The organism is Algoriphagus vanfongensis DSM 17529, assembly GCF_000429465.1.
Lineage (GTDB): Bacteria > Bacteroidota > Bacteroidia > Cytophagales > Cyclobacteriaceae > Algoriphagus > Algoriphagus vanfongensis.
Window position 1 is genome coordinate 24,168 of the sequence record NZ_AUBX01000015.1, and the last position, 13,297, is coordinate 37,464.

The window sequence follows — 13,297 nt, forward strand, 5'->3', positions numbered from 1 at the left end:
AACTTCACAAGTAAACAACCCAAATAGATAATGAACCTTCAAAGAAAACTACACCAGCTTCTGGCCGTGGCTTTGATAGGATTGGCCACTCCGGCCTTTTCGCAAGTCACCTACCAGACACCTCCTCAGGCGATCACCGACCTGGTCAATGCCCCCAGCACTCCTTCAGTATCTTTTTCGAAAGACGGAGAATGGATGATGCTCTTGGAAAGAGCCGACAATCCTTCGATAGAGGAACTTTCTCAGCCCGAGCTGAGAATTGCCGGACTTCGGATCAATCCTGCTACTTCAGGTCCCAGCAGATCCAGAGGAGTAGAAAACATCAAAATCCGCAAAACGAAAAGTGGGGAAGAAATCCAGATTACAGGTCTTCCAGAAAAAGCTTCAATGGGAAGTTTTTCGCTTTCTAGAGATGAAAAGCATCTTGCCTTTACCAATACAGAGTCCAATGGAATAAGCCTATGGGTGGTCGACATGACTACTTTCACTGCCAAAAAACTATCCGATGCCATTCTCAATGATGTCATGGGAAATGTCCTGATTTGGACCCCGGACAATCAACTTTTGGTCAAGACAAACAACGCATCCAAAGGTGCGATGCCACAGGCCCCATCTGCTCCAGCAGGCCCCGTAGTACAGGAGACTACTGGCAATGCCGCTCCATCTCGTACCTACCAAGATTTGCTAAGCAATCCATACGATGAGACGCTGTTTGCTTATTTCATGGATACGCAGCTGCACTTGATCTCTCTGGATGGCACCAGCAAGCCAGTAGGTCCAAAGGCTATGATCAAGTCATTTGATCTGTCGCCTGATGGATCTTATATCTTGGTCGATATTATCAAAAAGCCATTTTCTTACTTGGTACCGGCATCACGATTCCCTTACGATGTAGAGATTTGGTCTAGCACAGGCCAAAAGGTAAAAACTCTTGCACAGATTCCATTGGATGAAGAAAGACCTACTGGATTTGACGCGACAGTCACTGGTCCTAGAAGCATCAACTGGAGAGCCGACAAGCCTGCAGTTTTGTATTGGGTAGAAGCTCAAGATGGAGGCGATGGCAAAGTGGAAATGGAAGAAAGAGAAATCGTCTATACGCTTGCAGCCCCTTTCTCAGGCCAAAAACAGCAATTGGCCACCACTTCCCTACGATTTGGAGGTATCTCTTGGTCCACAGATGATTTTGCTATTTTGAATGAAAGATGGTTTGGTGCAAGAAGAGAAATCCGATCCGTCATCGACCCGTCCAATCCAAGCGCTGGCAAAAAGACCATCATCGATCGCTCCTATGATGATATCTACAATGATCCGGGAGATCCGATGTACACAGAAAATGAGTACGGCAGAAATGTATTGATCAGAAAAGGAGATGTGATCTTTATGACTTCCGAAGGTGGTAGCCCAGAAGGAAGCATGCCATTTCTTTCGACTTTTGACACCAAAACCAAGGAGCAGGAAATCCTTTGGAGATCACAAGCGCCATACTACGAAAGAGCTGTCAAGCTCTTGAGCGAAGATGGAAGTGAGTTTATTACAATCAAGGAAAGTACAGATATTCAGCCTAACTATTGGCTGGTCAATAGTAAAAAGAGAATCGCTCCTCAGCAGATCACCAATTTTACCCATCCATTTGAGTCGATCAAAAATATCAACAAGCAACTGGTGAAGTACAAAAGAAACGATGGCTTGGACCTTTCTGCAGTGATCTATACTCCTGAAGGGTATGATCCCAAAGCCGACGGGCCGCTTCCTGTCTTGATGTGGGCTTACCCGAGAGAATACAAATCTGCAGAAATCGCCGCACAGGTAAGAGGCTCCAAGTACAGATTTACCCGCTTGAGCTGGGGATCTCCGATCTACTGGGTGACGCAGGGCTATGCGATCATGGACCAGACCGAAATGCCAATCGTAGGCGAAGGAGACAAAGAACCAAATGACTTCTTCATCGAGCAATTGGTAGCCAATGCAGAAGCAGCCATCGATCATATCGTGGAATTAGGCATCGGGGACAGAAATAGAATCGCGGTAGGTGGCCACTCGTATGGCGCATTTATGACAGCTAATTTGCTTTCTCACACGGACCTCTTCGCAGCCGGTATTGCGAGAAGTGGTGCATACAACCGTACATTGACTCCGTTTGGATTCCAGTACGAGCAGAGAACTTATTGGCAGGCACCTGAGGTATATTTCAATATGTCTCCTTTCTCTTTTGCGCACAAAGTGAAAACTCCAATCCTTCTTATACATGGTGAGGCGGATAACAATTCCGGTACCTTCCCGATCCAGTCGGAGCGTTATTACAATGCTCTAAAAGGTCATGGAGCTACAGCGAGATTGGTATTTTTACCAAATGAAAGTCATGGTTATGCAGCCGAAGAGTCTATTTTGCACACGTTGTACGAGATGGATAGCTGGCTAGATAAGTATGTGAAAAACAAGAATAAAATCGAGCCTTCGAAGTAAGAGGTTCAAAAAGCAAAAGCCCTTCTAGACAATGATCTGGAAGGGCTTTTTTGTTAAATCGTTTTTTCAAAACTAATACAGAATTGTAAAATTCATTTTACACCTTTTGCCTATCTGCAAACACACCAGGTTAAAATAAAATCGGTAAAATAGAAGTCTCGAGGACTGGTTAAGACTGCTTCGGCCTTCTGTCTTCTTTCCTCCGTCCCTTATTAACAAAGGAAATTTGAACTGTGTTGAAAAACACGGATAAACATATCAAATTATCCCAAATCCGTACCCCACATGAAGATCAAGAACAAAATTCCGATCACGATTCTATACCAACCGAAAGCCGTAAAACCGTTTTTGGAGACAAACTTCAGGAACAATTTTACAGCGATCCAAGCTGAAATAAAGGCAACCAATGATCCCACGGCCAGCATCATGATCTGAGCTTGGGTAAATGCCAAATCTGATTTGATCAAGTCATAGCCACCTGCTGCCATCATGGTAGGTACAGCTAAAAGGAATGAAAACTCAGTCGCTTGCTTTTTGTCCAAACCATTGAAAACACCACCGATGATGGTAGCCGCAGCGCGGGAGGTCCCTGGCACCATCGACAGACACTGAAAGAGCCCGATGAAAAAGGCATTCTTGTAAGAGATATCCTCCACATCAGCGATTTCCGCCTCTTTATTGACTACTTTTTTGTCAATCAAAATCAAGATCACACCACCGATAATAAGTGAAATGGACACTACGATCGGATTGAAAAGATATCCCTTGATAATGTCATAAGCCAAAAGGCCAACTATCGCTGTCGGGACAAAAGCTGAGAAAAGCTTGTAGTAAATCTGAAGACCCCTGAAAAAACGCTTGATATACATCAGGGCAATCGCCAAAATCGCTCCCAACTGGATAAAAACCTCAAATGTCTTGACGAATTCATCATCGTGAATTCCCATGGCTGCTGAAGCCAAAATCATATGACCCGTGGAAGAGACAGGCAAAAATTCGGTTAGCCCTTCTACGATGGCTATGATAATCGATTGAAATAATGTCATGCTTGGTGATTAGGATTACTGACTACACCTATTCTCAATTCCAGCCAGCTCGCCTTTGATAATACGTTCGGAAGTCCGATGACGAAAGACCGAAGACTTCAAATTTTGAACCTCCAAGCCAAATTTTGGGCATTTTGCTGGATTGATATAGGGTTTCAAGTTTTTAAATTATGTGCAAAAATAAGAAAGCCACTTTCTAGGACTAGTTAATTTTTATAAAGGTCTTTCAAGATCTGAGGATTTTTCATTTCTTTCTACAAACTAACGTCATCATTATGAAAAATTACATTTTTGGTTTAGTCTCTTTTTTGGCGAGCTTTTCTAGTTTTTCTCAAGATCTACCAGAGCAAAAAACCCAATCAAAAATTCAGGAAATCACCCTCTTTTTAAATGGCGCGCAGGTTTTTGAAAAAGCCGAAACCAATATTCCTACCGGAGAGTCCACAGTAGTGATCAAAGGACTATCACCCTACCTCGAGGAGAAAAGCATTCAAGTGAAAGCCATGGGGAATTTCACGATACAGGCCGTCAACAAGCGCATGGACTACCTCACAGAGGACGCAATGAGCGAATCGACAGAGAAGATTCAAAATCAAATCTATGCTTTGGAAAAGGAAGTGCAGAAAGACGAATTGAGGCTCTCAGTTTTGGCAGAAAAAATCAGTCTCCTGGATGCAAACAAGAAATTGGGAGGCAGTCAGAGCCCCACCTCGGCTGAGTTTAGACAGACATTGGAGCTTTATGATACGGAGCTGATGAAGATCAAAACCGAGCAGATGACTATTCAGGATAAAATCGCAAAAAGCTCTACTGAAATCAGAAAGTTGGAAAATCAGATCAATGCCATCAGAGAGAGTACCAGAGACTCCAAAGCTGAAATTCGCATCCGAATCAAGGCTCAGAGTGCCGGAAAGGCACAATTCGAATTCAATTATTTGGTCGCGAATGCAGGCTGGTTTCCCAAATACGATGTCCGAGTCAAAGACGTCAACAGTCCCATGACCATCAATTACAAAGCGGAAGTTTTCCAAAACACAGGCGTCGATTGGAAGGATGTCAAGCTTCGTTTTTCCAATGGAAACCCCAATCAAAGCGGCGTAGCTCCTGATTTGGATAAGTGGAACCTGAACTATGCGAGATTGACGGTTTTCGAGCCAAGAAACTCCCAACCATTCAATGGAACTGTCAGTGGGGTGGTGGTGAGTGAAACAGATGGGGCACCCATTCCTGGAGTTTCAGTTTTAGTCAAAGGAACCTCTATCGGAACAGTGACCGACGTGGACGGAAGATATAGCATTACAATCCCTTCCAATGGAAATACCTTGGCCTATTCATTTATTGGATACGAACTTCAAGAAACGCCTATCAGAGGAAGATCTTCCATTAATATTTCACTTTTGGAAGATATGCAATCGCTCAATGAAATTGTGGTGACGGGTTATGGAGCAACAAATAAGAGGGCAATGGGCAATATTGAAGATGCACTTCAAGGAAAAGTTGCAGGTGTACAAATCTCAGAGGCTCCAATGCTTCAAACTACAGTCCAAGAAAACCAGACCACAGTCGAAATAGAAGTCACTGAACCCTACTCCATCAAAACCAATGGTGAGCGGACTTTGGTGGACCTAAAAGCCTATGAAATCCCTGCCAAGTACCAATACAAAGCGATACCGAAACTTGACAATGATGCATTTCTGATTGCTCAAATTAGCGATTGGAACCAGTATTCTTTGCTCGAGGGAGAAAGCAACTTGTACTTCGAAGATGGTTTTGTGGGTAGATCAATCTTGAATGCTGCTTCTCTGGAAGATACGCTATCTGTTTCCATGGGCCGAGATCGAAGCATCGTCATTCAGCGTCAAAAAGTGGATGAATTTGCCAAAAAAAGAACCATCGGCTCCAATATCACAGAAAACCGAGGCTATGAAATCACGGTTCGAAACAATAAGTCCCAAGCTGTAGAACTTCAGATCCTGGATCAGATTCCTGTTTCGGTCAACTCTTCCATCACTGTAGAGGCAGGAGATCTCTCAGGAGGAAAACTTAATGAAGAAACTGGAATCATTACCTGGAATATCACGATTCCTCCAGGTTCCCAGCAAAAACTAATTTTTCAATACGAGGTGAAATACCCGAAAAATGAAAAGGTAATTTTAGACTAAACCCAATACATGAAAAAATTTCGAAACAATGCAGGTCGGGCCAAGTGGACCAAGACCTTTCTGATTCTGTGCGTCCTATTCAGTGCTGCATCCGCCATTTCTCATTATTCCCAATTACGTCTGATCCAATCCTGGATGGCCGGGGATGAGGTTTATATATTGGATGCCGAAGTGAACGACACCATCCAAGGGATAGTTGGAATATCGGGTTTAATCTGCCTTTTAGTTATGCTAGGATTTTTTATTGCCTGGTTTCGACGTGGCTATTTCAACCTGCATCAAAAAGTAAATCACCTCAATCATTCTGAAGGATGGGCGGCAGGAGCTTGGTTTGTCCCATTTCTCAATTTGTATCGGCCCTATCAGATTATGAAAGAAATGGTCGAGGAAAGTTCTTTCTACCTCAAAACAAAAGGCATCAAAGTCCCCAGCGATTTTGGAGGACTCGTGTTGACGTGGTGGATTCTAAATATCCTTACCAATTTCATCGGTCGAATCCTATGGAAAATGCCTGATGAAACTTTGGAACAACTGGAAGAATACACACAATTTGCGATAGGAGGAAGTCTTATTGATATTGTCTTCTATGGGATTAGTTTCAAGCTCGTTGCGAATTATTCCGCGAGAGAAGAATTGATGATGGATGCGGAAAACAATGAAATCAATCCTCCAGAAAATCCAGAACCGCTATTGCCAGAGCCAGATTTGGCTTTGTCATAGTTTCAAAGCTAGATATTCTATCAGATAAAAATGAATAGCCCCCGGTTTAAACCGGGGCTATTCATTAATCTACCTTATCAAGCGTCATCTCAAAAAACTGAAACCAGTTTTCACCCATATTGTATTCCCCCACTTCATACCATTGCCCGGCATCATTGAGGCGGATCACGTAGCGCACCTGATCATTTGGATACCAATACAATACCCCATCTATCAGTTCCGATTTGAAGCTCCCCTTCTGTCCACTTTGGAGGAAGGAAGTAAAGTCAAAATCCCCTGCTTGCGACGTGGGTGAAATCATCGCCAGCGCATGATGGATCACTTTGCCATCTGAGATCCCCTGACCTTTGATCATCAAATGCGTACCAGACAGCTGAAAAGATACCTCTTCCGTCTGCTCAAATTCATATTTCTGCTGATCCCGACTCATCATCCAGCCCGTCCCTTTCCATTTTCCTTCCAAAAAAGCCAATGGCTTCATCGCTTCCTGAGACTCGGGACTTAACTCATAATTCTGACCCTGAACCGTGCCCCATAACCCTGTCATACAAAAGACAAAGAGATAAATTTGACTTAAATTTTTCATAGTGTAAATAGGTTTATTTTATAAACTTAATTGTGAAAATTTTTTATGTGATATAGTTTTTAAGATTTTCGACATAAGACTCAAAAGCCTTCACCCCAAACTTGGTGATTTTGCAGGTCGTCACCGGCCTTTTACCCCTGAAAGACTTCTCTATTTCGATGTAGCCGGCTTTTTCCAGTTTGTCCAACTGTACCGAAAGGTTGCCTGCAGTAGCTTCGGTCTTCTCTTTGATAAAGGTAAAATCAGCCTCTTCTACACTCAGCAGCAAGGACATGACTGCCAACCTCAACTGAGAATGCAACAAAGGATCTAAGGGTTTAAACTCGCTCACGGTACTTCTTTTTCAAATAATATCCAGGCACAAGATAACCCAAAACCATCGCAATCCCGGCCAATAAATACTGCTCGGATACCGGTAATAAAAAAGCAATCACAGCGGCTACCAAAAGCAAGACACCTCCCGCCTTGACAATATTGACTCGTATCAAAGCCCCCATGACAAACATCCCAATACCTGCCAGAATCAAGATAATTGGATTTTGATAAAAGCCAATGGTAGGCATAAAAGCTAGCGTAATGACAATGCCTACAAATACGATGACCCACAACTGACTCACTATCTGAGAAATATGTGACTTGACCTGTGACCGGGATGCTAGCTGATAGCCTTTCCAAAAACTCAACAAGACAGCGGGAATGACAAGCACCCAGACTAAATACGGCCTTTCAAAAGCCAACTTAGCCAACAGATAATGTCCCAAATTGCAAATCGCAATCACCCAGCCCCAGAGGAGTAGCTGAAATCCACCGTCCCCGGCAGTTTCCCTTTTTGCCTTGCCGATCATCTCCGTGATAATGCGTAAGGACTCTTCGTTTGTTAATGATTTTTCCATTATGAGTTCGTTTACAAATGCTTAACGAAGCAAATATAAATAGGTTTATTTTATAAACTATTTTATTTCAATTATTTTCATCTTGAAATTCAAAACAATCCCTATCTTAAATGGATGAAAACTTTCACCATCGTACTCTTTTTTCTCTTGCTCAGCGGTCAGATTTTTCCTCAAAGTCCAGCAGCTTATCAGACAGAATATCCTTCGCAGATCTCCGCTATCCTGGCAGAAAATATCCAATATCCCCGTGAGGCAAGAGTAAATATGGAAGACGGGCTCATACTTCTAGGCATCAAAATAGACGAAAGCGGATCAATAGACAGTATTTCTATTCTCGAGCAAGCCGACGAAGCCTTGATGATTGAGGTATTTGAATCATTGTCGACCTTGAAAGAAAAGTGGCATCCGGATTTTTTGGAAGGAAGAGAAACCAACAAAACCTACTTGATGAGCTTCTTATTTCATGTAGAAAAAGGAAATAGTCCGCCCACCACTCAACCGAAAGATATCCCCATCAAATATTTGGAAAAGCAAAAGCCAGAAAAGGCTCTTGACTCTGTCATGGAACTGCTTCAACAAAATCCCTATGACCCTGATCTGATAGCAATCCGAGCAGAGGCTTTTCGACAATTGGGAGAGCAGGAAAAATTTCAAAAAGACTACCTTCAAGCCAAATATCTGCGCAAAGAAATATTGGCTCAGATAAGCGTGATGGCCTTCGGTGTACCGAGATCCAAACTCACCTATTGAGTCGCTACAAATACGGCTGAAAAAATGCGGTTTTATGTGCCTTTTAAAGCTTCTTTTTCCTTTCCTAAAGGTCAAAAAAGCCTTAAATTAGCCAAAAAAACGCCTTTATTATCGAAAGTTCAAAAAGCACCCCCACTCCCTTTCTGAAAAGTATTCAGCCCTGGGTTTTCTTTCCCTCGGCAGGTCTTATTCTCACCTTTGTCACCCTTACTTTAATCTTCCAAGAATCCGTCGGCAGCCTGTTTGCCTCGATCCAAACTTGGATCTCCAGAGACTTTGGATGGCTCTATGTCATCGCTGTCAATGTGGTACTGATTTTCTGCATTTACCTCGGCTTTGGTCGGTTCAAAACTATCCGTCTCGGCGGGCCTGATGCTAGGCCGGAGTTTAGCACTTGGGCATGGCTCAGCATGCTCTTCAATGCAGGGATCGGATTAGTTTTGATGTTTTATGCAGTGGCGGAGCCGATCAGCCACTTTTCCAATCCTCCCATCGGTGAAGCCGGCACATTGCAGGCAGCCAAAAATGCACTCAACCTATCCTATCTCCACTGGGGCCTTCACGGCTGGGGTGTCTACGCCTTGATGGGATTGGCTATTGCATTTTTCACTTATAATCGTGGTTTGCCTTTGGGCGTCCGATGGATTTTATATCCTCTATTGGGTGACAAGCTCAAAGGGCCCATCGGACATCTAATTGATACCATGGCAGTAGTAGCTACTCTTTTCGGGCTGGCTACCACACTTGGCCTAGGCATTCAACATATCAATTCAGGGATGAATTACCTCTTCGGAATCAAGGATAGTCCAGAGATTCAGGTCATTCTGATCGGAATCATCACCGTCTGTGCCACGATTTCGGTGGTGTCAGGACTGCATAATGGCATTCAAATCCTCAGCAAAATCGCCTCTATCATGGCCATCTTGCTCATGATTTTTATGCTGATCGTCGGTCCTACGCTATTCATCATTGGCTCCACAGTGCAGAGCACGGGCTTTTACCTTCAGAGTTTGATCGGCACTTCTACCTGGATGGAAATTTTCCAAGGCACCCACTGGATGGATAGTTGGACTTTCTTCTATTGGGGATGGTGGTTTGCATGGGCTCCTTTTGTGGGCTTGTTTATTGCGAGAATTTCCAAAGGCCGGACTATCAGAGAATTTATCCTCGGGGTACTCCTCGGCCCGACCGCTGCCAGTATCATCTGGATTTCCATTTTTGGAAGCACCGCATTTCACATCGAATTGTTTGGACCGGGAGGCATCAGTGAAGCTGTGCAAGAAAATATCAACACAGGTCTCTATTCCCTACTTCAGATGTTTCCGTTGCCTTATCTCAGTATCCTATTCGTGGTCTTGGCCGGAGTCATTTTCTTCGTAACATCCTCAGACAGTGGCTCTTTGGTCATTGACTTTATCACCAGTGGAGGCCGTGACGATACTCCGGTGAAACTCAGGATTTTCTGGGCGCTGATCGAGGGTGCTGTCGCCGCTGTACTCGTATTAGGCGGAGGCTTGATCGCATTGCAAACAGGGTCATTGGTTACCGGTCTACCTGTCTGTGTCGTGATGCTTTTGGTCTGCTACTCTGTCAACAAGGCTTTGAAAAAGTATCAAGAAGACAAAAAAGAAAGCCACGAATAAGTATTCGTGGCTTTTGTATCAAACTGGCGCTTTAGAAACTCGTTTTTAAAGCGCTTTTGTTTTTTGTTCTATCTTAAAATAAGGCACATTTTCCGCAGGCAAAGGTTCATTTCCCAATATCAAATCAGCGGCTTTTTCTGCCACCATCATCACTGGAGAATAAATATTTCCATTGGTGACGTATGGAAAAACTGAAGCGTCGACAACCCGGAGATTTTCTACCCCATGGACTTTCAGCGTTTTAGGATCTACGACATCCATGGGACCGACACCCATGCGACATGTGGCACAGGGATGGTACGCGCTTTCCCCTTCTTTGGCGACAAAATCCAAGATTTCCTCATCTGTCTGCACATCCTTACCGGGAGACAATTCTTCACCTCTCAAGTCACCCATTGCTTGGGTTTCGATGATTTTACGCGAAAGACGAATCGCTTCTACCCATTCCTTCTTCTCATTTTCGGTCGAAAGGTAATTGAACAAAATGCTGGGAGCTTCACTCGGATCAGCTGATTTGATTTTGACACGACCTCTCACATCTGTATTCATCGGACCCACGTGCAACTGAAATCCATGTCCTTCCTTGGGAGCCGAACCGTCATATCGAATAGCAATAGGTAGAAAATGGAATTGCAGATTGGGATATTCAACTTCCTCATTGCTGCGGATAAATCCTCCCGCCTCAAAATGATTGGATGCTCCCACTCCCTTTTTCCTAAATAGCCAATCGAACCCGATTTTTGGCGCTCTCCATGGACTGAGTGACGGGTACATACTGACTGGTTTTTTACAAGCCCACTGCACATATACTTCCAGGTGATCTTGAAGATCCTCACCTACACCAGGCAAATCATGAACGACTGGGATACCCAAACTTTGCAAATGCTCGGCATTCCCCACCCCAGAAAGCTGAAGCAATTGGGGAGAGTTGATCGCACCACCACAGGAAATAATCTCTTTCCCGTAGACCTGCTTGACTTTTCCTCCTTGCTTGTATTCTACTCCCACGGCTTTCTTTCCTTCGAAAAGAATGCGCAATACAGTCGCCTGAGTTTCTACATGCAGATTTTTTCGCTGATCCTTGACCGGATGAATGTATGCTCTGGCAGCATTGAGTCTTCTGGACTTGTAAATCGTCTGATCAAACTTGCCAAATCCCTCCTGCTGGTAGCCATTCACATCCTCTGTCAAAGGATATCCTGCCTCTTGGACAGACTCAAAGAATGCGTCAAACAGCGGATTTTCACACTGTGGTGTGGTCAGTTTCAAGTGACCTTCATCCCCTCGATACGCATCTCCACCGATAAGGCGATCTTCGACCCGCTTGAAATAAGGAAGACAATGGGCATAATCCCAATCTTCCATTCCATCGTCTTGAGACCATTTTTCATAATCCAAGGCATTGCCACGAATCCAAATCATCCCATTGATACAAGATGAACCGCCGAGCACCTTGCCACGTGGCTGCGCAATGCGCCGATTGTGCATGTGCGGCTCAGGGTCTGAAGAATAGCCCCAGTTGTAGTTTGTTCCTGTCAGCAAATAAGTCAAGGCCGCAGGCATGTGGATCCGGAAATCCAACTTGTAATCCGGCCGCCCAGCTTCAAGCACCAAGACTTCATTGGCTGGATTTTCACTTAGTCTATTGGTGAGTACGGCTCCAGCCGACCCTCCACCAACAATGATATAATCGTACTTCATCAATCTTCTGTATTTCTCTATCTAAGAAAGAACAGGCCTCCTTGCATAGGTCGGTCTTTCTTATTCTGTCTCTTCTAAAATCCAATAATTCAAATAGCCCGAAGGAGTTTCCAGCACTACCTTGTAGAAATCTGACTTCATACCTTCTGTAGAGAAAGTAAAGCTTCCGGATTTCAAATCCACCTCACCTACAGCCTCATATGCATCGGTACCCCCGGTCTTGAAATTATTGGTGGTACTGACCCAAACTTTACCTTGGTTCTCTTGAGAAAGTGGCTTCCAAGTCAGCTCGATCGTGTTTTCTTTTTTGACAGCCCTTAGCTGACTGGCATCTACCGCTCCGATAAATGGCACCCCGTCCAGCTCCATGGCTTTTTCTTTGGAAATTTCCAGTCCCAAGAAATTGGCGATCGAAGGGAAAATATCGACTGTCTGACCTCTTTCGGCAAAATGCGCATTGAGTTGATCGGAATTGGTGGCGATCCAGACACTTCTTTCGCGCTCACTCTGTCCTCCATGTCCATACCCACTGTCCTGTCTTCCATGGTCTGTGGTGATCACGATCAGCCAATCTTCATTGAATTTGGCTTCGCGCTCCTGAATAGCATCCCAAACTCTTCCTAGCTGCACATCGGACTTTTCTACCGCGTCGACAAACTGCGGGCTATTGCCAAACTTGTGGGACATGTCATCTGTAAACTCCAAGTACATCCATGATAGGTCCGGCGCATGCTCCTGTATCGTCTGAGCTGCATTTTTGGATACTGCCTCGTCGATGTTGAAGATAAAAATGCGCTCTTCATCGTGTGGATAAGCGACTGTATCCAGCTCCATTCCATCGTAATGGTAGTCAAAAGTCAAATTTCCTGTCTGAGTCAGACCCGCTCCTGCCAGTTTGGTCCTGTTGTCCAGCCACGTAGAAAAGATTCCAATTGTCTTCTCCGGAAACTGCTCTTTGAATACCTTGAAAATAGTCGGGTAGTGATAGTTAGGATCTTTGATCCCATTTCCCCAGACATTGTGCTTGTTTGCCCACACTCCTGTCAAGACAGAATTGTATCCTACAGCTGAAATAGTGGGAGTCTGACTGTAGCCATCTTTTTCTCCTCCCATAGTAGCTCTCATGAGACCACCCTCTGCGATGATTTTATCGAGATTGGGAGTGGCCACAGAGTCAATGACATCATCGGGAATACCATCTACGATGACGAAAAGCACTTTTTTGTCAGATTGCTCTTCCTGTTTCTCTGGAGATGAGCATGCCTGGAAAAGCAACAAGCCGAGGCAAGTTGCCAATATTGATTTTATCATTGGATTGCTTGTGTAGAAC

The 13,297-nt window shown here is 44.2% G+C and carries 11 protein-coding genes; 5 read left to right on the top strand and 6 right to left on the bottom strand.

The window, feature by feature from the left end; genetic code table 11:
* Window positions 1-30 precede the first annotated feature (30 nt).
* Window positions 31-2,466 (top strand): S9 family peptidase, encoded by a 2,436-nt coding sequence (locus G460_RS0113350; protein WP_026955831.1) that lies wholly within the window; start codon window positions 31-33, stop codon window positions 2,464-2,466.
* Between the two features lie 263 nt (window positions 2,467-2,729).
* Here G460_RS0113350 and G460_RS0113355 read toward each other — a convergent pair whose 3' ends face one another.
* Entirely contained in the window at window positions 2,730-3,512 is a 783-nt protein-coding gene (locus G460_RS0113355) for an undecaprenyl-diphosphate phosphatase (RefSeq protein ID WP_026955832.1), read from the bottom strand.
* 275 nt (window positions 3,513-3,787) lie between these two features.
* Here G460_RS0113355 and G460_RS0113360 point away from each other — a divergent pair, with 275 nt between their 5' ends.
* Complete coding sequence (locus G460_RS0113360; protein ID WP_026955833.1) at window positions 3,788-5,674, top strand: mucoidy inhibitor MuiA family protein; 1,887 nt, start codon at window positions 3,788-3,790, stop codon at window positions 5,672-5,674.
* 9 nt (window positions 5,675-5,683) lie between these two features.
* On the top strand, window positions 5,684-6,394 hold the full coding sequence (locus G460_RS0113365; RefSeq protein WP_026955834.1) for a DUF4328 domain-containing protein: 711 nt from the start codon (window positions 5,684-5,686) through the stop codon (window positions 6,392-6,394).
* A gap of 64 nt (window positions 6,395-6,458) precedes the next feature.
* Here the strand turns inward: G460_RS0113365 and G460_RS0113370 are convergent, their stop codons facing one another.
* From G460_RS0113370 to G460_RS22680, 3 genes are read right to left on the bottom strand one after another with little or no spacing between them, the layout of a single operon-like run.
* Entirely contained in the window at window positions 6,459-6,980 is a 522-nt protein-coding gene (locus G460_RS0113370) for a lipocalin/fatty acid-binding family protein (RefSeq protein ID WP_026955835.1), read from the bottom strand.
* 43 nt (window positions 6,981-7,023) lie between these two features.
* Entirely contained in the window at window positions 7,024-7,311 is a 288-nt protein-coding gene (locus G460_RS0113375; RefSeq protein WP_026955836.1) for a winged helix-turn-helix domain-containing protein, read from the bottom strand.
* The gene (locus tag G460_RS22680) at window positions 7,298-7,873 is read right to left on the bottom strand and encodes a hypothetical protein (protein WP_026955837.1); all 576 of its coding nucleotides are present in this window, start codon (window positions 7,871-7,873) and stop codon (window positions 7,298-7,300) included. The genes G460_RS0113375 and G460_RS22680 overlap by 14 nt, the downstream gene beginning before the upstream one ends.
* Window positions 7,874-7,987: 114 nt before the next feature.
* On the opposite strand from G460_RS22680, the gene G460_RS0113385 reads away from it, so the two are divergent.
* Window positions 7,988-8,623 carry an energy transducer TonB gene (locus G460_RS0113385; protein ID WP_026955838.1) on the top strand — a complete coding sequence of 212 codons (636 nt, stop codon included), beginning with the start codon at window positions 7,988-7,990 and terminating at the stop codon, window positions 8,621-8,623.
* Window positions 8,624-8,775: 152 nt separating this feature from the next.
* Window positions 8,776-10,266, top strand: a complete 1,491-nt coding sequence (locus G460_RS21870) for a BCCT family transporter (RefSeq protein WP_084421317.1) — start codon at window positions 8,776-8,778, stop codon at window positions 10,264-10,266.
* A 45-nt stretch (window positions 10,267-10,311) separates the two neighbouring features.
* Here G460_RS21870 and betA read toward each other — a convergent pair whose 3' ends face one another.
* Window positions 10,312-11,967, bottom strand: coding sequence for a choline dehydrogenase (gene betA, locus G460_RS0113395; RefSeq protein WP_026955839.1), 1,656 nt, complete (start codon window positions 11,965-11,967; stop codon window positions 10,312-10,314).
* 60 nt (window positions 11,968-12,027) lie between these two features.
* Window positions 12,028-13,278 carry an alkaline phosphatase family protein gene (locus tag G460_RS0113400; protein ID WP_026955840.1) on the bottom strand — a complete coding sequence of 417 codons (1,251 nt, stop codon included), beginning with the start codon at window positions 13,276-13,278 and terminating at the stop codon, window positions 12,028-12,030.
* Between the last annotated feature and the right edge of the window lie 19 nt (window positions 13,279-13,297).

Bases quoted from the DNA above. Each gene is read 5' to 3' on its own strand.
- G460_RS0113355 (WP_026955832.1), bottom strand. From the start codon at position 3,512: ATGACATTATTTCAATCGATTATCATAGCCATCGTAGAAGGGCTAACC.
- G460_RS0113400 (WP_026955840.1), bottom strand. From the start codon at position 13,278: ATGATAAAATCAATATTGGCAACTTGCCTCGGCTTGTTGCTTTTCCAG.
- G460_RS0113385 (WP_026955838.1), top strand. From the start codon at position 7,988: ATGAAAACTTTCACCATCGTACTCTTTTTTCTCTTGCTCAGCGGTCAG.
- G460_RS0113370 (WP_026955835.1), bottom strand. From the start codon at position 6,980: ATGAAAAATTTAAGTCAAATTTATCTCTTTGTCTTTTGTATGACAGGG.
- G460_RS0113360 (WP_026955833.1), top strand. From the start codon at position 3,788: ATGAAAAATTACATTTTTGGTTTAGTCTCTTTTTTGGCGAGCTTTTCT.
- G460_RS0113365 (WP_026955834.1), top strand. From the start codon at position 5,684: ATGAAAAAATTTCGAAACAATGCAGGTCGGGCCAAGTGGACCAAGACC.
- G460_RS22680 (WP_026955837.1), bottom strand. From the start codon at position 7,873: ATGGAAAAATCATTAACAAACGAAGAGTCCTTACGCATTATCACGGAG.
- betA (WP_026955839.1), bottom strand. From the start codon at position 11,967: ATGAAGTACGATTATATCATTGTTGGTGGAGGGTCGGCTGGAGCCGTA.
- G460_RS0113350 (WP_026955831.1), top strand. From the start codon at position 31: ATGAACCTTCAAAGAAAACTACACCAGCTTCTGGCCGTGGCTTTGATA.